The sequence below is a fragment of the Spirosoma oryzicola genome (assembly GCF_021233055.1).
Classification (GTDB): Bacteria; Bacteroidota; Bacteroidia; order Cytophagales; family Spirosomataceae; genus Spirosoma; species Spirosoma oryzicola.
The window spans coordinates 1731130-1752506 of record NZ_CP089538.1 but is presented as its reverse complement, the minus strand read 5'-3'; the positions used below and the strand labels follow the sequence as shown (position 1 = coordinate 1752506).

Annotated in this window: 18 protein-coding genes; 8 read left to right on the top strand and 10 right to left on the bottom strand. The window is 52.5% G+C overall.

Annotated elements, in window-relative coordinates; genetic code table 11:
- Positions 1 to 69 precede the first annotated feature (69 nt).
- Both LQ777_RS07110 and LQ777_RS07105 read left to right on the top strand, forming a co-directional pair.
- Positions 70 to 2343 carry a GH92 family glycosyl hydrolase gene (locus tag LQ777_RS07110; RefSeq protein ID WP_232561826.1) on the top strand — a complete coding sequence of 758 codons (2274 nt, stop codon included), beginning with the start codon at positions 70 to 72 and terminating at the stop codon, positions 2341 to 2343.
- A gap of 29 nt (positions 2344 to 2372) precedes the next feature.
- The gene (locus LQ777_RS07105; RefSeq protein WP_232561825.1) at positions 2373 to 5009 is read left to right on the top strand and encodes a glycoside hydrolase family 2 protein; all 2637 of its coding nucleotides are present in this window, start codon (positions 2373 to 2375) and stop codon (positions 5007 to 5009) included.
- Between the two features lie 194 nt (positions 5010 to 5203).
- Here LQ777_RS07105 and LQ777_RS07100 read toward each other — a convergent pair whose 3' ends face one another.
- Both LQ777_RS07100 and LQ777_RS07095 read right to left on the bottom strand, forming a co-directional pair.
- The gene (locus LQ777_RS07100) at positions 5204 to 5977 is read right to left on the bottom strand and encodes an SDR family NAD(P)-dependent oxidoreductase (protein WP_232561824.1); all 774 of its coding nucleotides are present in this window, start codon (positions 5975 to 5977) and stop codon (positions 5204 to 5206) included.
- 72 nt (positions 5978 to 6049) lie between these two features.
- Positions 6050 to 7723 carry a UxaA family hydrolase gene (locus tag LQ777_RS07095; protein WP_232561823.1) on the bottom strand — a complete coding sequence of 558 codons (1674 nt, stop codon included), beginning with the start codon at positions 7721 to 7723 and terminating at the stop codon, positions 6050 to 6052.
- Positions 7724 to 7912: 189 nt separating this feature from the next.
- Here LQ777_RS07095 and LQ777_RS07090 point away from each other — a divergent pair, with 189 nt between their 5' ends.
- The 4 genes from LQ777_RS07090 (at position 7913) to LQ777_RS07075 (ending at position 12832) form a co-directional block, all read left to right on the top strand.
- The gene (locus tag LQ777_RS07090; protein ID WP_232562811.1) at positions 7913 to 9061 is read left to right on the top strand and encodes an acyltransferase family protein; all 1149 of its coding nucleotides are present in this window, start codon (positions 7913 to 7915) and stop codon (positions 9059 to 9061) included.
- A 3-nt stretch (positions 9062 to 9064) separates the two neighbouring features.
- On the top strand, positions 9065 to 10765 hold the full coding sequence (gene ade, locus LQ777_RS07085) for an adenine deaminase (protein ID WP_232561822.1): 1701 nt from the start codon (positions 9065 to 9067) through the stop codon (positions 10763 to 10765).
- 102 nt (positions 10766 to 10867) lie between these two features.
- Entirely contained in the window at positions 10868 to 11467 is a 600-nt protein-coding gene (locus LQ777_RS07080; protein ID WP_232561821.1) for an RNA polymerase sigma factor, read from the top strand.
- 93 nt (positions 11468 to 11560) lie between these two features.
- A complete protein-coding gene (locus LQ777_RS07075) occupies positions 11561 to 12832 on the top strand; it encodes a replication-associated recombination protein A (protein WP_232561820.1) in 1272 nt (423 codons plus the stop codon).
- Between the two features lie 8 nt (positions 12833 to 12840).
- Here LQ777_RS07075 and LQ777_RS07070 read toward each other — a convergent pair whose 3' ends face one another.
- The 6 genes from LQ777_RS07070 to LQ777_RS07045 all read right to left on the bottom strand — a co-directional run bounded on the left by LQ777_RS07070 (position 12841) and on the right by LQ777_RS07045 (position 18573).
- Positions 12841 to 13785, bottom strand: a complete 945-nt coding sequence (locus LQ777_RS07070; protein ID WP_232561819.1) for a hypothetical protein — start codon at positions 13783 to 13785, stop codon at positions 12841 to 12843.
- Positions 13786 to 13807: 22 nt separating this feature from the next.
- Positions 13808 to 14788, bottom strand: a complete 981-nt coding sequence (argC, locus tag LQ777_RS07065; protein WP_232561818.1) for an N-acetyl-gamma-glutamyl-phosphate reductase — start codon at positions 14786 to 14788, stop codon at positions 13808 to 13810.
- 66 nt (positions 14789 to 14854) lie between these two features.
- Positions 14855 to 16111, bottom strand: a complete 1257-nt coding sequence (locus LQ777_RS07060) for a glycosyltransferase family 4 protein (RefSeq protein ID WP_232561817.1) — start codon at positions 16109 to 16111, stop codon at positions 14855 to 14857.
- Positions 16095 to 17309, bottom strand: a complete 1215-nt coding sequence (locus LQ777_RS07055) for an argininosuccinate synthase (protein ID WP_232561816.1) — start codon at positions 17307 to 17309, stop codon at positions 16095 to 16097. The genes LQ777_RS07060 and LQ777_RS07055 overlap by 17 nt, the downstream gene beginning before the upstream one ends.
- A gap of 232 nt (positions 17310 to 17541) precedes the next feature.
- Positions 17542 to 18420, bottom strand: a complete 879-nt coding sequence (locus tag LQ777_RS07050; RefSeq protein ID WP_232561815.1) for a diacylglycerol/lipid kinase family protein — start codon at positions 18418 to 18420, stop codon at positions 17542 to 17544.
- On the bottom strand, positions 18421 to 18573 hold the full coding sequence (locus LQ777_RS07045) for a hypothetical protein (protein ID WP_232562907.1): 153 nt from the start codon (positions 18571 to 18573) through the stop codon (positions 18421 to 18423).
- A 213-nt stretch (positions 18574 to 18786) separates the two neighbouring features.
- Here LQ777_RS07045 and LQ777_RS07040 point away from each other — a divergent pair, with 213 nt between their 5' ends.
- Complete coding sequence (locus tag LQ777_RS07040) at positions 18787 to 19218, top strand: YybH family protein (protein WP_425276943.1); 432 nt, start codon at positions 18787 to 18789, stop codon at positions 19216 to 19218.
- Between the two features lie 16 nt (positions 19219 to 19234).
- On the opposite strand, the gene LQ777_RS07035 is transcribed toward LQ777_RS07040, so the two are convergent.
- Entirely contained in the window at positions 19235 to 20476 is a 1242-nt protein-coding gene (locus tag LQ777_RS07035) for an acyltransferase family protein (protein WP_232561813.1), read from the bottom strand.
- Positions 20477 to 20591: 115 nt separating this feature from the next.
- Here LQ777_RS07035 and LQ777_RS07030 point away from each other — a divergent pair, with 115 nt between their 5' ends.
- Entirely contained in the window at positions 20592 to 20999 is a 408-nt protein-coding gene (locus tag LQ777_RS07030; RefSeq protein WP_232561812.1) for a MaoC family dehydratase, read from the top strand.
- A gap of 91 nt (positions 21000 to 21090) precedes the next feature.
- Here the strand turns inward: LQ777_RS07030 and LQ777_RS07025 are convergent, their stop codons facing one another.
- On the bottom strand, positions 21091 to 21276 hold the full coding sequence (locus tag LQ777_RS07025; RefSeq protein WP_232561811.1) for a histone H1: 186 nt from the start codon (positions 21274 to 21276) through the stop codon (positions 21091 to 21093).
- Positions 21277 to 21377 lie beyond the last annotated feature (101 nt).

Sequence of the window (21377 nt, the reverse complement as noted above, 5' to 3'; positions counted from 1 at the left end):
CGGTTGATTCGCTGAACCAGCCGGGGGTATTATCTTTGGTGGGACGCCCTTTTTCGCGTTCATCTCGGAATGAAACGTACGTTCTTTTATCCTCTAGTAACCCTTCTGCTGCTGACTGGCTCCGGCCTGGTATCGGCTCAATCAAGAAAGTCAGCCCCCTCTTCTACCAAACTTACCCAATACGTCGATCCGTTTATTGGTACTAGCTTTCACGGTCACGTGTTTATGGGAGCCAACGTCCCGTTCGGAGCCGTGCAGCTTGGCCCCAGCCAGATGTCGAAAGGCTGGGACTGGTGTTCGGGCTATCACTATTCGGATTCGTTGCTCATTGGCTTTGCGCACACACACCTCAGTGGTACGGGCATCGGCGACCTCGGCGACATACTGATCATGCCCACCACGGGTCCGGTTAAGGTTACAAAAGGCACGTCGAAAGACAGCCAGAGTGGTTACGCTTCCCGCTTTGCCCACGCCGACGAAACAGCACGGCCCGGTTATTATTCGGTAAACCTCAAACGCTATTCCATCAAGGCGGAGTTGACAGCAACGGAACGCGTTGGTGTTCACCGCTACACCTTTCCAAAATCGTCTGACGCGCATATCGTGATTGATTTGCAGGAAGGCATCGGCGACATTCCGACCGAAACGCACCTCGAAAAGAAGAACGACACCACGCTCGTCGGCTACCGCTATTCGCGGGGTTGGGCACGCGATCAACGGCTTTACTTCGCCATTGTTTTTGCGAAACCGATTCAGAAAGTAGCCCTGTACGACGATCAGAAGCCCGTTGAAGGAAATACCGTTACGGCCAAGCACGCCAAAGGTGTTGTCAGCTTTGCGACGCAGGCTGGTGAAAAAGTAGCCATCAAAGTAGGCATCTCGCCCGTCAGTCCCGACAATGCACTGGCTAACATCCGGGCCGAAGTGCCGCACTGGAATTTCGATCAGGTAGCCGCTGACGCCGACGCAGCCTGGAACAAAGAATTGGGCAAAGTAGTCGTTAAGACCGCCGACAAAGACCGGCTGAAAACCTTCTACACAGCCTTGTACCACACGATGATCGCTCCGTCGATTTTCAACGATCACAACGGCGATTACGTGGGCGCGGACAAAAAGCTCCACCAGAATGCGCCCTTCACGAACCTGACGACGTTTTCGCTGTGGGACACTTATCGGGCGGCTAATCCGCTGTTTACGCTACTGCAACCCAAACGGGTCAACGACATGGTCGGCTCAATGCTGGCGATCTATCAGCAGCAGGGCAAACTCCCGATCTGGCATCTGGTTGGTAACGAAACGAATACGATGCCGGGCAACAGCGCCATTCCAATCGTTGCCGATGCGTATCTGAAAGGTTTCACGGGCTTTGACGCAAACCTTGCCTTCGAGGCCATGAAAGCGTCGGCCATGCGCGACGAACGCGGTCTGAAGTTCGTGAAAGCACAGGGCTACATTCCGGGCGATAGCCTGGTAGAAAGTGTGGCGCAGGGGCTGGAATACGCCATCGATGATTGGGCCATTGCCCAAGTCGCCAAAAAGCTCGGCAAAACCGACGACTACGCGTATTTCAGCAAACGGGCCAAAGCCTACCAATTTTACTTCGATCCGGTAACCCGTTTTATGCGAGGACGCATTTCTGACAACGAGCGCCGGACACCATTTAGCCCCCTGGTAGCCCGTCACATGAAAGACGATTTTGCCGAAGGGAACGCCTGGCAATACACCTGGTTAGTTCCACATGACGTGGAAGGGCTTATGACGTTGCTGGGTGGCGAAAAAGCTTTTACCCAAAAGCTTGATTCGCTGTTTGTGGTTCAGGGCGACATGGGTGGCGAAGCTTCGAACGACATTACCGGCCTGATCGGGCAGTACGCACACGGCAATGAACCGAGCCACCACATCACCTACCTGTACGCTTACGTGGGTCAGCCCTGGAAAACCGCCGACAAAGTGCGTTACATCCTGGATAGCTTGTACGCGCCCAAGCCCGACGGTCTGTGCGGTAACGAAGACGTTGGTCAGATGTCGGCCTGGTACGTTTTTTCGGCACTTGGTTTTTATCCGGTCAATCCGGCTAACGGCGCGTATGTTTTCGGCAGCCCCGTTTTCGATGAGGTTACGATGCGTCTGGCGAATGGTAAAACGTTCCATATCAACGTCGTGAACAACGGCAAAGCAAACCGGTATATCAAGCGAATTACGCTCGATGGCAAGCCGTACACGCGCTCGTACCTGCTCCACCAGACGCTGGTCAATGGCGGTAATCTGACCATTGAGATGAGCGACAAACCAAGCACAACCTGGGGTGTAGCCACGACGGACCGCCCCAAATCCGTTTACTAGCTTATCCTCTATTCCATCCTACTACGCCTATGAACCGACTGTCGTACCGACTGATTGCCTTCCTGTGCCTCTTACGCTGCGTCGTTTACGGCCAAAGCAGCTACGAATTGAATGCTGGCTGGCAGTGCCGCCCCATCGCGCAGGTAAAAGAAGCCGGGACAACGATTTCGAATCTGTCCTATTCACTAACGAACTGGCAACCGGCGATTGTGCCCGGAACGGTGTTGACGACGATGCTTGCGAACAAGCAGATTGCCGACCCGTTTTACGGCATGAACAACAAGCACATCCCGGACATTTACCAGACCGGTCGCGACTACTACACGTATTGGTTTGTCAAGGAATTTACCGAAAAAGCAAACGCGGGCGAACAGGTCTGGCTCAACTTCCGGGGTATCAATTACAGCTGCGACGTATTTCTGAACGGACATAAACTAACCGATAAGCCTCATACGGGCATGTTTCTGCGAAAGACGTTCAACATCACCTCCTTTCTGCAAAAAGGAGGAAAGAACCGGCTGGCTGTTATCGTTTACCCACCCGATCCGGTTGGTAATCCGAACGGCGGACAGGGCGGAGATGGTACCATTGCCCGCAACGTAGCGCATCAGTACGTAGCCGGATGGGACTGGATTCAGCCGATTCGCGACCGCAACACCGGCATCTGGGATAAAGTAATCGTTGAAAAAACAGGCGCGGTACAACTCAAAAATCCACACGTTGTCACGCTCGTACCGGGCAAACGGCATCCCGACGGGCCGCAGCAACCGGCAACCATTCGGGTGTCGGCCGAACTGGAAAACCCGACAGCGACCAAACAAACGGGTACGCTAACGTACACACTGGACGGACGGACTGTAACCAAGTCGGTAAGCGTCAACGCACGCAGTTCGGTGACCGTTGATTTGCCAGCCTTAACGCTGACCAATCCTAAACTGTGGTGGCCGCACGGGTACGGACAACAGCCTCTTTACCCAATGACGATTCAGTTCAAAACGGCTAGCGGTACAACATCGGATGTAGAAAAGTTGCTGGTTGGCGTCCGGGAAATACAAACGGAATGGAACAGCACGACGCGGAGCCGCCAGATTCTGGTGAACGGACAAAAAGTGTTTATCAAAGGTGGTAACTGGATTATCTCCGACGCCATGCTTCGCTTCTCACCCGAACGCTACGACGCCGAAATCCGGTTTCACCGCGACATGAACCTTAACCTGCTTCGTATTTGGGGTGGTGCCTTGTCGGAACGTCCCGAATTTTACCAGTCGTGCGACAAATACGGCTTGCTGGTCATGCAGGATTTCTGGGGTTCGGGTGACTGCAACGGACGATGGGTTGACCCGATGAAGAAAGACGATCAATGGGCGCGTCGAAAATACCCGGACGATCACACCCTTTTTCTGACCTCGGCCATCGATCAGATTAAGATGATTCGTAACCACGCGTCGCTGGCGATGTGGTGCGGAGGCAACGAAATTACGCTGCCGCAGGATATTATGACGCCCCTCCGCGACTCGATACTTCCCCGGCTCGACGGCACCCGCTGGTTCGTTGACTATTCCAATTCCGATGACATGTCCTTCAACTTCCTGGGCGGCAACGGCGATGGGCCCTACGGCATTCAACCCGTTCGGAAGTTCTGGGAGTACCGCACCTGGCCATTCAACTCGGAAGTTGGCTCGGTGGGTGTCGGGGATTATGAGTCGCTGGAGCGGTTTCTTCCCAAAGAAAATCTAGTCGCTCCGCAGTACTCCGCCGACCGCAAGCGGGCGAAAGTCGATTCGGTGTGGGACTATCACAAATACATCGGTTACGACGGAGCCATTGCGCCCTACGGCGAGGCAACCGACGCCCGCGACTTTGGTCGAAAAGCGCAACTCGTGAATTACGATCAATACCGGGGTCTAATGGAAGGTTTTTCGGCGCACATGTGGGACTGGTATACGGGAACGATCATCTGGAAAACGCAGAATCCGTGGACAGCCCTGCGCGGTCAGATGTACGATTATTACCTTGACCAAAATGCCTGTCTTTACGGACTGCACAACGGTAGCGAGCCGCTTCACATCATGTTCAATCCGGTAGACAGCATGGTCATGGTGGCCAACAACACGTTCAGCTACCACCGCGACATGATGATGGTAATCAAGGTGTACGATATGGCCGGAAAAGACAGCACGTTGACGCAGGTGTTTTCTGAGATTGGTCCTACGCTCGTTCGCCCTTACGTGCCCATTGGCCGGACAGTACGTTCCCTAGCCAAAGACAAAGGCGCGTTTCTGTCGCTCAAACTACTTGATTTAGACAAAAAACCGATCAGCGAAAACCTGTACTGGCTTCCCGATGCCAATGGTACGTATTCGGGTTTGCAACAGATGGCGAAAGCACCGGTGCAGATCAGCACACGACTGGTTTCAATTGGAAAACTAGAAGTAACGCTAACGAATCCGGTGGGCAGTCCGGTTGCTTTTTTCAACCGCTTGTCGCTGCTTGATCCGCAGACGAAGAAGCGACTGCTACCCGTTTTTTACAGCGACAATTATGTATCGGTGCTTCCCGGCGAGAAGAAAACAGTGGTCATCGACTATACCCCAACAGCCAATTCACCCCTTGTGTCGGTAGAAGGCTGGAACGTACCCGAGCAGACGGTATCGATTGGTAAGTAATCGACATAAGCAGAAAAACGCGGAGGGCAGTGGTGTCGGCGGGGCCGCCCGCGCGGTTCTTAAAACCGACACCAACTATTGCTGTGATGTGTCGGTTTTAAGAACCGCGCGGGCGGCCCCGCCGACACCACTGCCGACTATCTATTTTGAACGCGGGTGGCCCTGCCGACACCTCGTTTTTCTGCTAATTCGCTTTAATTGTTTAGCCGGATGAATCCACCATCCAGCGGGTAATCCGTGCCGGTGATGAAGCCCGCTTCGTCGGAGCAGAGGTACAACGCCAGAGCGCCAACTTCTTTCGGCTCGGCCATCCGGCCAATGGGTTGCGTTTTAGACAGTTTCTCGAACATTTCGGCTTCCTGACCCGGATAATTTTTCGCTAGGAACCCGTCTACGAACGGCGTATGGACGCGAGCGGGCGAAATGCAGTTGCACCGAATATTGTCGTTCAAATAATCTTTGGCTACCGACAAGGTCATCGTCAATACAGCCCCTTTACTCATCGAGTACGCGAACCGATCCGCAATACCAACCGATGCCGCGACCGACGCCATATTTAGAATCACCCCGCCCCCGTTGGCTTTAAAATGGGGAATCGTCGCGTACAGGCAGTTATAAACACCTTTAACGTTGATCCGAAAGATGCGTTCAAAATCCGCTTCGTCCGTGGTATCCGCTTTACCGACGTGGGCTACTCCGGCGTTATTGACCAGAATATGAATTGGTCCCTGCGCGGCAATCTGACCGATTAGGTCAACGACCTGCGTTTGGTTCGACACATCGATTGCATGCGCTTCGGCCCGTCCGCCCGACGCCTTGATGTCATCGGCTACCTGATTCGCCAGATCCTGGTTGATTTCCAGAATATGAACCGTGGCACCCGCTTCCGCAAATGCCTGTGAAATCGCCAGTCCAATCCCGCTGGCTCCACCCGTCACCAGAGCGGTTTTATTGTTGAGTGAAAACATAAAACGTAAAGAAGTAAAAGCATGAACGCGTGAATGGCACTTCGCCCATTCACGCGTTCACTGATGCGCTGATTATAAAGACACGCCCCGCTTCCAGGGAATAAAATCGTCCTGTCCGAGTCGTTCGGCCTGGGTTATCTCCTCACCCGAAGCCAGTCGGATGATGTATTCCAGTAACGCGTCGGCATTTTGCTCGATACCCTGCTCACCATCTACGATAGGACCGCTATCGAAATCAATGACATCCGGCATGCGATTTTTGAGCGTGGTATTGGTCGATATCTTGACAACCGGACAGACCGGATTTCCTGTCGGCGTCCCTAAACCGGTCGTAAACAGGATGACGGTTGCCCCCGAACCGGCCATACCTGTCGTGGCTTCAACGTCGTTGCCGGGCGTGCACAATAAATTCAGACCGGGCGTCGTGATCGGCTCGGCATAATCCAGCACATCGGCAACGGGAGCTGTTCCCCCTTTTTTGGCCGCACCCGCCGATTTAATGGCATCGGTAATCAATCCATCCTTAATGTTTCCCGGTGAAGGATTCATATCGAAGCCCGAGCCAACCGCCTGTGCCTGGGCCGAATAATCGCCCATCAAGTTGATAAACTTCTGCGCTTTGGCTTCGTCGTCGGTACGGTTGATCAGTTCCTGCTCCACACCGTTCAGTTCCGGGAATTCGGCCAGTACCGTTTTACCACCCAGCGCGACAATAACATCCGACAGATGACCGATTGCCGGGTTTGCCGAAATACCCGAAAATCCATCCGATCCGCCACATTTCAACCCAACGGTCAACGCACTCAGCGGAGCGGGTTTCCGTTCGATCTTGTTTATTTCGACCAAGCCCAGGAATGTCTCCTTAACCGCCTGCGACATCAAGGCATATTCCGTTCCGGCCTGCTGCTCGAACAACAACACCGGCTTATCGGACTTGGGATTTTGCCGCTTGATCTCGGCGCTGATCATATCAGCCTGCAAATGCTGGCAACCCAGACTCAGCACCGTAGCACCGGCGACGTTTGGATTGTTGATAAAACCAGCTAGTAGAGAGCCCAGATACGCCGAATCCTGTCGCGTACCACCACACCCCATCTCGTGCGTGAGGAATTTGATGCCGTCAACATTTTTGAACGGTCGGTCGGTTTGCTGATTCGTGTGATGCAGGGTCTTGTTCTGCGATTCATCAACGAACGGCTGCATTTTCTTGATGACGCTCATATCGCCCGCGCGGTAGAGACTCAGTAGCTCGTGCACCTGATCGCGGTAGGCTTCCGGTTGCGCATAGCCAAGCTCACGCTCAAACGCATCTTTCAGAATCAATACGTTTCGGTTCTCGCAGAAAACCAGCGGCACCACCAGCCAGTAATTGCGCGTTCCTACGCTCCCATCAGCCCGGTGATAGCCCATAAACGTCCGGTTCTCCCAGGCGGTAACGTCGGGCGCGTGCCACGAATAAGGCTGTTTTTTATCCAGACCGTAGCGGTCGGCATCGTGCTTCAGGTTAAACGTTGTAATGGATTCTCCCCTACGGATGGGCTGCGTCGCTTTACCGACCAGTACGCCGTACATGATAATCGGATCGCCGGGCTGCCGATCTTCGGTCACAAATTTATGCTTCGCTTCCACAGTGTAAGGAAGCTCATAAACGTCATTTTCAAACTCGATTCGTTCACCAGCCGACAGATTGCGCAACGCGACTATGACGTTGTCAGCAGGATGAACTTTCAGCACACGGGCAGACATTCGCTAAGTATTTTTTACAGTAAGAGACGCATTAGCCCGAAATATACCACCCTTTCTTAAAAATCTTTGCCTGCCCCTCTTGCGAATGTGAATGGCAATCCCAAGTTTTGGTATTTGATTCCGCGCTTCTTCATGCCCCTTCCTTCCGATTCCCACGCTTCCGGTTTTCCGGCGGGCCGCCTGATGTCCATGGACGCCTACCGAGGCTTCGTTATGACCCTGATGGCCGCCGAACTGTTGAACTTCAACGGCTTGCACAAAACGTTTCCTACAAGTTCCTTCTGGGCCTTTCTGGCTTACCAACAGGATCATGTACCCTGGGCGGGCTGTTCACTGCACGATCTTATCCAGCCGTCGTTTTCGTTTTTGGTGGGGGTCGCGTTACCGTATTCAGTAGCCAGTCAGAATGCGCACGGCCAACCCGCAACCACGCAATTCTGGCGCGCACTCCGGCGGTCGCTGACCCTGATTTTGCTCGGTATTTTTCTGCGTTCGACCCATTCGGAACAGACTTATTTCACCTTTGAGGATACGCTGACGCAAATCGGGCTGGGTTACCCTTTCCTGTTTCTGTTGGGCCGAACATCGACCCGAACGACCTGGATCGCCTTTGGGCTGATTCTGTTTGGCTACTGGCTCGCCTTTGTACTCTACCCCGCGGGCATGACAAATTTCGATTATAGTGCGGTAGGTGTTCCGGCCAACTGGCCAGAGCATTATACGGGGTTGATGGCGCATTTCAACAAAAACAGTAACCTGGCGTGGGCATTCGACCGGTGGTTTCTCAACCTGTTCCCGCGAGAAAGTCCGTTCCTCTTCAACGGTGGCGGCTACGCAACGCTTAGCTTTATCCCAACGCTCGGCACTATGCTGCTGGGTCTACAGGCGGGGCGCTGGCTCCGTTCCGGGTTATCGTCCTCTGACGTTCTCAAACGTTTTCTGATGGCGGGAGGTATCGGTCTGGCAACGGGCGTTCTGCTCCATTTCGCCGGAATCTGTCCGGTGGTCAAACGGATCTGGACACCCGCCTGGGTACTGTTCAGTGGTGGGTGGTGCTTCTGGCTGCTGGCTCTTTTTTACTACGTTATCGATGTAGCCGGGCGACGGGGCTGGGCGTTTCCGCTGGTGGTGGTCGGCATGAACTCCATTGCGATCTACTGTCTGGTTCATCTAATCGACCGCTTCATCATTAATTCGCTGTACACGCATCTGGGGCACGGTCCATTTCAGATCTTTGGCCCTGCTTACGAACAGCTACTCATGGGTGCCGTTACGCTGGGCATCTTTTACTTTATCCTCCGGTGGATGTACCGCCGAAAACTTTTTATCCGAATCTAATTTATGCCTACGGCTAACATTCTAAATCTGTTCGACCAGACAATCAGTTACGGTACGCTTACTATCGATCAGGGTCGTATTACTCGTATTGACTTGCTCGGTCCCGAACGAATTGGCGAACCCTACATCCTCCCCGGCTTTGTCGATGCCCATGTTCACGTTGAAAGTTCGCTCCTGACCCCGCCCCAGTTTGCCCGACTGGCGGTCGTTCATGGCACCGTAGCAACCGTATCGGACCCTCACGAAATCGGCAACGTATTAGGAGTAGCGGGTGTCGAATACATGCTTCGCGAAGCCGCCCGAGTGCCGTTCAAGTTTATGTTTGGCGCGCCCTCCTGCGTTCCGGCCACTCCCTTCGAAACGGCAGGCGCAACAATTAGTGTTGACGATGTACGCTACCTGCTCGGTTTAGACGAGATTGGTTATTTGGCCGAGATGATGAATTTTCCGGGTGTCCTGCACGAAGATCCGGACGTTATGGCCAAAATTGCCCTAGCCAAAGCCTACAACAAACCCGTTGACGGTCACGCACCGGGGCTGACTGGCGACGACGCGCAACGCTACATCGACGCGGGCATCAGCACAGACCATGAGTGTTTTACCTACGAAGAAGGACTCGACAAAGCCCGGCGCGGTATGCATATTCTCATTCGAGAAGGGAGTGCCGCCCGGAATTTTGACGCCTTAATCGCACTGCTGGCCGAGTTCCCGGAGCAGATCATGTTTTGTTCCGACGACAAGCACCCGGATACCCTGGCGGAAGGCCATATCAACCAGCTGGTTCTTCGTGCTTTGGCTAAAGGCCATACCCTGTGGAACGTCCTGCGCGCTGCCTGCCTGAACCCGGTATTGCACTACCGGTTGCCAGTTGGTCTTTTGCGCGAGGGCGACCCCGCCGATTACATCATCATCGACAACTTACAAACCTTTGCGATCCAGCAGACAGTTATCAATGGCGAATCGGTGGCCGAAAACGGGACGTCAAATATCGCTGATTTACGGAATGAACACGTAAATCAATTCAATTGCGAACCTAAATCAGTTGATGAGTTTGCGGTGCGCGCGCAGGCATCCCCGGTAATTCGCGTCATCGAAGCGCTGGACGGGCAGCTCATCACCAACGAACTGCTTTTTGAACCGAAAGTTGAAAACGGCCAGCTGGTGTCTGATCCGGAGCGGGATATACTCAAATTGGTGGTCGTCAACCGCTATGAAAATGTGCCACCGTCCGTTGCGTTCATCAAAAATTTCGGGTTGAAACACGGAGCTATTGCCTCATCGGTTGGTCACGATTCGCACAACATTACGGCGGTTGGCTGTGATGACGAAAGCATCTGTCAGGCGATCAACCTGGTTATTGAAGCAAAAGGCGGACTATCGGCGGTGGCAGGTACCCAACCGCACGAACATGATCAGGAATTGATGAGCCGCCGTGAATTTTTACACCTAACGACCCGCCCCGAAACACAATTGCTTCCCCTGCCCGTTGCGGGGCTCATGACCGACACCGACGGCTATGAGGTAGCCGCTCAATACACAAAGCTGGATCAATTCGCCAAAAAGGAGTTGGGCAGCACCTTGGCCGCACCTTTTATGACGCTGTCGTTCATGGCCTTACTTGTCATCCCTGCGTTAAAACTGAGTGACAAAGGACTATTTGATGGCAAAAGGTTCTCGTTTGTTCCTCTTCAAATTGTTAAATAAGCCCACAAAAAAATTTTATTTCGCATTACCATTTTAAATTCAATTTATTATTAATATGTTTACAGACTTCTTTCGCATTCCTAAACCTTTACCTATATCCTCATGCCTCGCTCTCGTACGCAAATCGGACCTGATGACGAAACTCTTTGGAACCAGTTTCGCAGTGGCGATGAAAACGCTTTTGCCCGACTGTATCAAAACTACGTTCAAACGCTCTATCACTACTGTGCCCATTTTGCTACCGACCGAGCGTTGATCAAAGATTGCATTCATGACTTGTTTGTTGAGCTCTGGAAACACCGCACAACCATCGGCCCAACCACCTCTGTACGGTTTTATCTGATGGCCTCGATCAAGCGGAAGTTGGTTCGCCACCTGACCGCCGAACAGAAGCTGGTAAGCCAGGATGAAATAGCCAATGGTCGGCGCGTGGGCGATACGCTTCCCGGTGCAGATCCGTCGCACGAGAACCTGCTGATTGCTTATGAAGAAGATTCGTACATGAACGACTGCCTGCATCAAGCCCTGGAGAAATTACCCCGCCGTCAGCGCGAAGCCGTTCATCTGCGCTATTTCCAGAACATGAGTAATGAAGAGATTTCGACCCTAATGCAAATAAATATACAGTCTGTTTACAATCTGATTTTTGGCGCGATGAGCAATTTGAAACGCTACATCACCCCCGAAAACGTTGCCCTATAAACCAACCTATTCTTACCCCTGATTATTCCTAAACCTTTTCTGATCACGGTAGCTGCGCGAGTGGCTACCGTTTTTTGTGTGTAATTTTGCGGAATGAATACGGACTCAACGCCCCTCCCTGAACGGGTTCGCCCGCGCACCCTCGACGATGTTATTGGCCAACGTAAACTGATTGGATCCGGCGGAGCCCTGCGTCGGGCCGTGGATGCCGGACGGCTACCTTCCATGATTTTATGGGGCCCGCCGGGTGTGGGCAAAACGACGCTGGCTTTGTTGCTGGCCGAAGCCGTCAAGCGGTCATTTATCGCTTTAAGCGCCATCAATTCGGGCGTCAAGGAAATCCGGGATGTGCTCAGTCGTCCGTCGGGTATGTTTCCCCCCGTTGTTTTCATCGACGAGATTCACCGGTTTAACAAGAGTCAGCAGGATGCGCTGCTTGGCGCGGTCGAAAAAGGTCAGATCATTCTTATTGGCGCGACGACCGAAAATCCGTCGTTTGAAGTAAACAGCGCCCTATTATCGCGCTCTCAGGTTTACATTCTGGAAGCGTTAAGCCGTGAAGAACTGATTCAGGTTGTGGACCGGGCCATCGATAAGGATGCTTTTTTACGGTCGAAACACATCACGGTCGAGTCGTACGATGCCTTACTTCGGCTGTCCGGTGGTGATGGACGTAAACTGCTGAATCTGCTGGAACTGGTGGCGTCCGCCCACGTATCAACCGAACCACTCGTTATTACGGATGAGGGAGTTACCACCGTAGCCCAGCAGAACATTGCTCGCTATGACAAGTCGGGCGAACAGCATTACGATATTATTTCAGCGTTTATCAAGTCGTTGCGAGGTTCGGACCCCAACGCGGCTTTGTACTGGATGGCGCGTATGATCGTTGCCGGTGAAGATCCGGTTTTCATTGCCCGGCGTATGCTGATTCTGGCATCGGAAGATATAGGAAATGCCAATCCGACCGCTATGATTATGGCGTCGGAAGCCGTGCAGGCGATTCGGGCAATCGGTATGCCGGAAGGACGGATTATTTTATCGCAGGTAGCGGTGTACCTGGCCACCTCACCCAAAAGTAACGCCAGCTACGTTGCCATTGACGATGCCATTGCCCTGGCCGAGCAGACGGCGCACTTACCCGTACCGCTGCACCTGCGCAATGCGCCCACCAAGCTAATGAAGCAGATTGGTTACGGAAAAGAGTACCAGTACGCCCATGCCCACGAAGGTAACTTTGCCCAGCAGAACTTTCTTCCGGATGATTTGAAAGGGCATAAACTATACGAGCCGGGTCAAAACGCCCGAGAAGCCGAAATTCGTCGTAGTTTGCAGAAATGGTGGGGCGATTGGTACGGCTACTGATCGTTGCGTTAATCAGGTAAGCTAAGCATCAATGCCTGTAAATCCTGGTTGATCGACCGGACCGACGACTGAAGTTGGTTGAGCATATTCGCCCGGATATGCAGGTCGTCGGCCAGGTAGTTTCCGCCCGGACCGAAGTACAAATCCTGCTGTTTTTTTGAAGCTTCTTCGAGTACGTAGCCCTGCCAGCGTTGGCGAATGTTGTACCCAATGGATGTCTGCCCGGTGTTGCTAAACGACTTTTCGTTGAGTACGTACCAGATAAACGGCGGATAAATCGATGATTGTTCGGGCTGGTTCCAGAGATCAGCCAACAGGTTTCGTTTATGACTAAACGCGACTGATTTATTGGACGAAAAAGCGGCCAGGCCACCCGTCGTTGCGCTCACCAGACCACCCGAGATTCCGATAATCTTGTTTGGATTGCTTGCTTCAATCAACGCCGTCGCTACGGTTGTAACAGCCCCGATCACGACCGAAAAGATGGTCAGCCGCCGAACGCGCCGGGTGTCTTTCTCGTCCAGATACGTAGCCAGTTGATCAGCGCGTTCGCCTTCGCAGTCGAGTTCGGCGGCAAAACTAGACAACTCGGTCGAAGCCAGCTGCAACCGCTGTTGAATTTGCAGACGCTTGGTAATACGCTCCAAACGTTCTTCGTCAGAACGGCCTTTGTGTAACCGACTCAACTCCTGCAACAAAGGCAGAACACCGGTAGCATTGGCCATTAATAAATCATGCCGCGAGTAGTGTTTGGTCAGAATGGTATCTGATTGCAAGACCGCGTCAATATCCGGTCTGGGCGCATAAGCCGGATTGTACGAGTACGACAACACGGGTGTGCAATAATCGCTCCCCACGGTTGCTTGCTGAATAACACGATTGGACGTGCTACAATCAGTCAGCAACAATACCGGAGCGATTATCCATACGATTCGAATCAGCAAGGAGCGCATAACTAACGGGTTCCGATTCTGGCTAAAACGCTACGGGCTTCAGTCGAAGACCTGTATCTTCCGGCAAACCAAAAACCAGATTCAGGTTCTGCACCGCTTGCCCCGAAGCACCTTTGGTGAGGTTGTCAATGACGCTGGTAATCAACAGCTGACCGTCGTGCAATTCGAGGTGTAAAAAGCACTTGTTTGTGTTCACCACTTGCTTTACGTCCACCGGCGCATCGCTCACGTGTGTAAACGGATGATTGGCGTAGTAGGCCTTGTACAGTTCCTTCGCTTCTTCCCGCGTACCCGAAAACGGCGTGTACACATTCGCCATAATACCCCGCGTGAAGTCGCCCCGGTACGGAATGAAGTTGATCGTGTGGTTGAAATCCGGATCAAGCGTAGTCAGACTCTGCCGAATTTCGGCCAGGTGCTGATGGGTAAATGCTTTGTAAATGGAAATGTTGTTGTTGCGCCAGGTAAAACCCGTTGTGGGCACAAGCGCCTGACCGGCACCCGTACTACCCGTGATCGCACTGATCTGAACATCCGCCTGTAGTTTGCCCGCCTTAGCCAACGGCAGCAAAGCCAGTTGGATACTGGTAGCGAAACAACCGGGATTGGCAATACGGGTCGCTTCCTGAATCCGTTCGCGCTGAAGTTCGGGTAGACCGTACACGAAATCGTCGTGCTCATCGCGAAAATCATTGCTGAGATCAATCACGGTAATGTCGTCCGACAGATCATGTTCGGCCATGAACGTTGCCGATGCGCCATGTCCCGAGCAAAGAAAAATGGCATCCAAGCCTTCCTGAGCCAGCAAAGCCGCCGGTTCTTCGCCCGAAAAAGTTAGATCCGTATCCCCCAACAGATCGGTGTGCGTATTCCAGACGGGTTTACCGGCCTGGCTGTTGCTGTGCACAAACGCTACCTCAACAAATGGGTGATTAATCAGAATGCGCAGCAGCTCGCCACCGGTGTAGCCCGCCCCGCCAATAATGCCAACGTTTAGTTTCATACTATTTTCAGGGCCAGCTAAGCCATAGCCAACCCGTATGTTTATCAAGTGATGGGTCTTGTTCAGTTACCCTACAGTTCGCTTATAAAGAGCAACGTGTTCTGCGGTAAATTTGTCCCACGAAAACTGCGTTGCCTGTTTTCTGCCCCTGTCCGACAGCTCCGTTCGAACCGCCGGAGAGTTTACCACCATACCTATGGCTTGACAGAGCGCGTCGGTATCTGTCGGTGGAACCCGGATGGCAGCCTCACCGACCACTTCGGCAAGGGCGGGTATGTCAGACGTAACAATCGGCACACCACACTGCATCGCTTCCAGCGGTGGCAGCCCAAAGCCTTCGTACAGAGATGGATAGACAAAAGCCAACGCACCACTATATAGCGGAGCCAGATCGTCGTCCTGCACGAATCCCGTGAAAATCAACCGCGATGCCAGAGCTGCGTTCTTACTGGCTTCAGCCATAATGTCGTTGAATTTCCAGCCTTTGGTACCGACCAGTACCAACCGAACATCAGCCGGTAAGTCTCCGCCATCAATCATTCGGCCAAACGAACGAATCAGGTGCGCGATATTCTTGCGTGGCTCCAACGTAGCCAGACTCAGCAGATACGGCTCATCGCCAATACCGAGTTTTTGCCGTACCGCTCGTTTTCGCGTTTCATCCGTTACCGGATAAAACAACGCCGACGAAGCCGCCAGACGAATAGGTACTACCCGCGCTGGATCGAACCCAGTATGCTCACAGAAATCGTCCTTCGTCGCCTGAGAAACCGTGGTTACCCACGTTTCGGACGATAGCGTTGCCAGCACTTTTTTTACGGTTTGTTCTCCTGATGTAAACCACTCCGGATGCCGAATCGGAATCAGGTCATGGATGGTTTGCACCAGTGGTAAAGTTCGGCGGTTGCGCAGACTTTCAGGGATTGGGAAAAACGGACTGTGGTAGACAGCGTTGGTCGGCAAGTCGCTCTTGTCGAACCGGGCCATCTCCCGCCCCGTTGCCCGACGCAGCCGGAACGCCAGTTCACGGATTAGTTTAGACGGTAGCTTGCCGGGCGCGAGTGAACCCAGCAGCCTGTTTTCAAACCGGGCCAGCGCCTGCTCACTGGGTGGATTGACAAACGGTGGTGCGCTTTGCCCAAAGGATAGCTGGGCAAAGCGCATCGTTTCGGCCAGGTGGGTTGGTGCCGCCAGCTGCAACTCGACATCATCGGCCCGTTGCAGACCAGCCAATAGCTGTTCCACAACGCGGCTGATGCCGGTTTGCGCCTGCCGATGGTAAAATCCAATCCCCAGCGGGCTGGCGTCAAGAATTATGTTCACGAATTTTCTCGTAAATCATTACCTGATTCGACGCTACTTTCGAGAAGCCACGCACGTCGTCACCCGTCCAGGCGTTGTTCATCTCACCGTAGCTGCCAAAAGCTGACGACATCAGGTCGTAGTCAGATTCGATACCGAGTACCTGGAAGCGGTAAGGGGCCAGCTGCACGTGCACTTTGCCCGAAACGTGGCCCTGCGTGTCGCTCAGGAACGTTTCGATATTCCGCATCACCGGGTCCATAAACTGCCCTTCGTGAAGCATCGTACCATACCAGTTGGCCAGTTGCTCTTTCCAGTACATCTGCCACTTACCCAACACATGTTTTTCGATGGCATGATGAGCTTTGATCAGAATCAACGGGGCTGGTGCTTCGAAACCAACGCGGCCTTTGATGCCAATAATGGTATCGCCAACGTGAATGTCGCGACCAATACCATACGGACCGGCCAGTTCGGTCAGCTTACGGATGGCGTCAACTGGATTGGCGTAGGTTTCGTTGCCGAAGGCAGCACCCGAAATTCCTTTAATTTCACCGTGCTCAAACGACAGCGTAATGGTTTCAGGCTCGGTTTTCGTAACCTGCGTAGGCCAGGCCGATTCGGGGAGAAACTGATCGGAGGTCAGCGTTTCTTTACCGCCAACCGACGTTCCCCACAGTCCTTTGTTGATCGAATAAGCGGCCTTGTGCCATTCCTGCTCCACCCCTTTCGATTTAAGGTATTCGATTTCGGCTTCGCGGGAAAGACGCAGATCACGGATTGGGGTAATAATCTCCGCGTCGGGAATGATAATGCGGAACGCCATATCGAAGCGCACCTGATCGTTACCGGCCCCGGTCGAACCGTGCGCAATGGCCGACGCGCCGATCTGGCGGGCGTATTCAGCAGCCGCAATAGCCTGGAAAATTCGTTCGGCGCTCACGCTAAGCGGGTACGTATTGTTTTTCAAAACGTTACCAAACACCAGGAATTTCAGGCATTGCTGATAATAATCGTCGGTTTTGGAAATTGTCGCGTGGGATTTAACGCCTAACGAATAAGCCCGTTCTTCGATGGCTTTGAGTTCGGCATCGGAAAAACCGCCCGTATCGACTAGCACCGAGTGAACTTCCATGTCCCGGTCTTCGGACAGATATTTAACGCAAAAGGAGGTATCGAGGCCTCCGCTGAAGGCAAGAACTACTTTTTTTTGAGCCATTAGACAGTGGACGCCGGACACTAGACCGCTATTGGGGTTGTTTGTCCGCCATCAGTATAGTTTTGGAGGGGCAAATATCGGGCTTTCAACGTTATGTTGCGCCAATGAATTTACATCGTCCTTAATTCGCGAGCCGATTTGTGATTTTCCCGGCTCTATTCCGCAACCTTACAGCGCGTAATACGCATCGAACGAAATAACAAGTTTTTGTTTAGGCGCAGCCATACCTTGCTTATAATAATACCAACAAACTTCCCGGTAAAATTCGAATCTCTGCTTTTCCTTCGGGCAATGTCAACGGCTCACCATCGGCATGGATCAGCAACGGACCATCGGCTACAACTGTCGCTTTAGTAACCGAACGACCGTGCCAGTAGGGTGATTGATCAAGCGTTTTATTGAACAGCCGCCAAGTCAGCATACCAGCCGCCTGCGCCGGAAACGGTCGTATTTCGCATTGTTCCAAACGTCCGTCGGCGATGTTCGCTTTCGGAGCCATCCAGGCATTATTGCCAAATTGACCCGCATTAGCGAATGTAAGCGAAAAAAGCGTTTTCTCCTGTCCGTCAAGCGAAAATTGAAGCGGTCTGTACGCCCAAAACGCCCGGAACGCTGTTCGTACGTACGTCGGCAATCCCCGGACGGGCTGTAACGCAAAGGCATGAGCGACATAAGCCTCAAACCCCAATCCAGCGGTACAGAAAAAAGAATATTCGTTGATTTCGGCACTGTCGATAACGACCGGCTGACCATTCAGCGCGCGCTCAACGGCTTTTATGGGGTTGAGTGGAACGCCCAGGTGCCGGGCCAGTCCATTACCCGACCCGACGGGCACGATACCCAGCGCGGTAGCCGACCGACGTAACGCCTGCGCCGTTTCGTTGATGGTACCATCGCCACCAATGGCCAGCACCCGGCTTACCCCCCGTCGGGTAGCGTCGGCAGCTAGTTCGGTCGCGTGGCCAGGGTACTCCGTAACTGCTACTTCGGGTGCAAAGTGGCGTTCCTCGGCCTTACGCAGAAACGTATCGCGCAGGACCATCTTCTGCGCTAGGGTTGTTGTACCCGATAGTGGATTGATGATGGCCAGAACAGACGGTAAGGTGGGCACTTAGGAAAAGAAGATAAAGAGGATAATGATAAAAACAACGATAAACACGTAGTACCAGCCATCCGAAAAGATGTAAGGCTTGTACTCGTCGTAGAACTTCCGGATTCGATTCATAAGGGTGGGTGCGCTGAATGTTCCGGCAAAGTTAAGCATTAGCCGTCAGGTCACAACGTCTGCCCGGTCTGATGCCTACGATCGGTATGGATAGCTGATTTATCCCGTAGTCCTACAGCTTGGTAATAAACAATAAACAACGGATGGGGTATACTATTTAATCCATTCACTCTACAGCCTGTCATGAAGAGATTTATTTACGGTATCGCTTCTTTAGTTTTTACGCCAACCGTACGAAGTAAGCCGTTTCTGTTGAAACCGATTTTTTGCGCTGGTTTATTGTTCCTGCTTGCATTGCCCGCACTGGGCCAGCAGGCCACCGACCGCCGGACAATTCTCCTAGCGCTTAAACGACAGACCGAAGACTGGAATGCTGGGCGCATCGATCGGTTCATGAGCACCTATTGGCCTTCCGACTCGTTAACCTTTGTCAGCAGCACCGGCGTCACCTACGGTTACACGGCGACATTAGCGAATTACAAAAAACGATACCCGGATCGGGATTCGATGGGGACACTCAAATTCGACATTCTGCAAATGGATTTTCCGTCGCCCAACGTTGCTTACGTGATTGGCCGCTGGCACCTGACCCGTCCTAAAGTCGGCAACAAGGGCGGGCATTTCACACTGCTATGGCACAAGATCAAAAAACGCTGGGTTATCGTTAGTGACCACACAAGCTAATCGCGACCGTCCTTGTTTATTGCACCGGTAAACCTGTCTTTTGCTCGTTCAGTAGCGTAGGTTCTTTTTTGGATAACCGTTCCCGCAGTGCGGTGACGGGTTTTTCAAAATATTTGAACAGCAACGTTGACGATACCAAAACCAGTACCCAGAAAACAGCAACTTTTGCCCAGCCAACAGCCAGTGACGTTGTCGGAAATCGCTCGATGATCATTAGCATGATGGGCGTCAGATTGAGCAGATACATCGAATAGGAAATCAGACTGATATGCGTGATTATCTGGGCGATGCCAAACCGTGACCAGCCACCCGTGGCGTTTCGCCAGCCGTCCATGTACGGCATCACCAGCATCATAGTGAGTCCGATGAGCGGAAAATAGAACGTTCGTTTGTAGAAAACGTAGGCCGGATAAACGCCCGCTTCGACATAAAAACGCAGAATGTAGATAGACGCCGAAAAGGCCACCAAAACAGTTAACAGCAGCCCCGCGACGAATAACCGCTGACGCAGTCGCGGATGGGTCCACTGAGCGGGGAAGTAATGCTTGGCGTAAGCAGCCAGCACACCATAGGATATAGCGTCTAGCCGGGCCAGTACAATTCCGCGAAAGCCCAACTCACCGTCTTCAATCGGGTAATGGATGGCCAGCAGAAAGCGATACAGGTTCGTACCGACAATGACGGTTAAAATTGCGGCCAGTACAATGCGCTGGCGCGGCCAGCTGGCGGGCAGTAGCAGGTGCATCAGCCACAACACCAGCGGTAACGTAATATACGACCACTCCTCAATCGCCAGACTCCACGTTTCCGGGAAAAAGTCGGGAATAAAGCGGGCGAAGTTTTGCACGAAGAAAAAGTACTTAACCAGCGTTTCTTTCGGAGGCAGCGTGTGATGCAGTCCACTTCGCCACGCACGGACCAAGGCAAGTCCAATCAGGCCGCCCAGAACCAGGTAATAATTGGGCAAGGTTCGAAACCAGCGACGCGTCCAGAAATTAAGCAGTAAGTCAGCATCGAAGCGGCCTTTTTTTTCGTACGACCGAATCAGAATACCACCGATCAGGAAACCACTCAACACAAAAAAAAGCTCTACGCCATCCGGGATGAGCTGATGCCAGAATGCACCACTGTAATAGTCACCGAGCGCTACCCTCGCATGAGCATCAACGACCACCAGGATGGCAATGGCCCGCATTACGTCTAACCCAAACACGCGCTTGTCGAGCGACGTATCGAGCGAAAACAGGTTTTTAAGCATAAGTATCTGCGAAGGTAAGGGATAATGATTTACGCTACCTGAACAATGATTCAGAGGGAAGTACCGAACTTTGTCCGCGTAAGAGTTTACATTCTTTATTTTACAATACTGACTTATGGAATTTGGATTGAACGCCGTTCACCAGTATGGGTTCCGGTTTTCGCAGGCCGATGTGGCTGACTTTGCCCGCGTCACAGGCGATAACAACCCGCTTCACCTCGACGCCGAATTTGCCGCTACGACCCCATTCAAACGACCGATTATTCACGGTATGCTCGGAGCCAGCGTATTTACCAAAGTGTTAGGCACCGAATTTCCGGGCTACGGCTCGGTTTATCTAGGCCAGACGCTGGAGTTTCTGCGTCCCATGTTCGTCGATACCGATTACGAAGCAACGTTTACGGTTCAATCGATCGATGCGGCTAAACATACTGCTCAGATTCTGGGCGAAATCCGTGACGTGCAGACGAAGAAAGTGACTACCCGGGGTATAGCGACCCTGATGCACCGGGAAAAAATTTAGCGCAAACGCACAGATCGGTCTATACAGACAAAAACTCCCTCGTCAGACCAGTGTCTAATGAGGGAGTTTTGTAGTAAAAAGAGCTAGCTGCTTACTCTTTTTCAGCTTTGTTTTTGGTGTCCTGAACTTCCGAACGAATCGTTTGCGCCAGAGTCTTTAAATCCTGCATTCCTTTCCGAACGCGAGTACCAGCAGCTTGATTGTTCTTTTCGTAGAACTTCTCAAAATCACCTTCCAACGACAGAATCAGATCCTTTACTTCATCGAAGCGAGCCATAGCGATATGTATGGGTTAAAGTGTGAAAAATGCCCAAATTCCGCTAAAAACGCGGTTTTCGGCTGAAATTTAGTCATTCTACCATACAGCGCAATAGGTTA

Excerpts from the sequence above, each read along its gene's own strand:
- LQ777_RS07110 (WP_232561826.1), top strand. The coding sequence starts at position 70 with ATGAAACGTACGTTCTTTTATCCTCTAGTAACCCTTCTGCTGCTGACT.
- ade (WP_232561822.1), top strand. The coding sequence starts at position 9,065 with ATGCCTACGGCTAACATTCTAAATCTGTTCGACCAGACAATCAGTTAC.
- LQ777_RS07035 (WP_232561813.1), bottom strand. The coding sequence starts at position 20,476 with ATGCTTAAAAACCTGTTTTCGCTCGATACGTCGCTCGACAAGCGCGTG.
- LQ777_RS07090 (WP_232562811.1), top strand. The coding sequence starts at position 7,913 with ATGGACGCCTACCGAGGCTTCGTTATGACCCTGATGGCCGCCGAACTG.
- LQ777_RS07080 (WP_232561821.1), top strand. The coding sequence starts at position 10,868 with ATGCCTCGCTCTCGTACGCAAATCGGACCTGATGACGAAACTCTTTGG.
- LQ777_RS07055 (WP_232561816.1), bottom strand. The coding sequence starts at position 17,309 with ATGGCTCAAAAAAAAGTAGTTCTTGCCTTCAGCGGAGGCCTCGATACC.
- LQ777_RS07025 (WP_232561811.1), bottom strand. The coding sequence starts at position 21,276 with ATGGCTCGCTTCGATGAAGTAAAGGATCTGATTCTGTCGTTGGAAGGT.
- LQ777_RS07045 (WP_232562907.1), bottom strand. The coding sequence starts at position 18,573 with ATGCTTAACTTTGCCGGAACATTCAGCGCACCCACCCTTATGAATCGA.
- LQ777_RS07070 (WP_232561819.1), bottom strand. The coding sequence starts at position 13,785 with ATGCGCTCCTTGCTGATTCGAATCGTATGGATAATCGCTCCGGTATTG.
- LQ777_RS07075 (WP_232561820.1), top strand. The coding sequence starts at position 11,561 with ATGAATACGGACTCAACGCCCCTCCCTGAACGGGTTCGCCCGCGCACC.
- LQ777_RS07030 (WP_232561812.1), top strand. The coding sequence starts at position 20,592 with ATGGAATTTGGATTGAACGCCGTTCACCAGTATGGGTTCCGGTTTTCG.
- argC (WP_232561818.1), bottom strand. The coding sequence starts at position 14,788 with ATGAAACTAAACGTTGGCATTATTGGCGGGGCGGGCTACACCGGTGGC.
- LQ777_RS07095 (WP_232561823.1), bottom strand. The coding sequence starts at position 7,723 with ATGTCTGCCCGTGTGCTGAAAGTTCATCCTGCTGACAACGTCATAGTC.
- LQ777_RS07100 (WP_232561824.1), bottom strand. The coding sequence starts at position 5,977 with ATGTTTTCACTCAACAATAAAACCGCTCTGGTGACGGGTGGAGCCAGC.
- LQ777_RS07105 (WP_232561825.1), top strand. The coding sequence starts at position 2,373 with ATGAACCGACTGTCGTACCGACTGATTGCCTTCCTGTGCCTCTTACGC.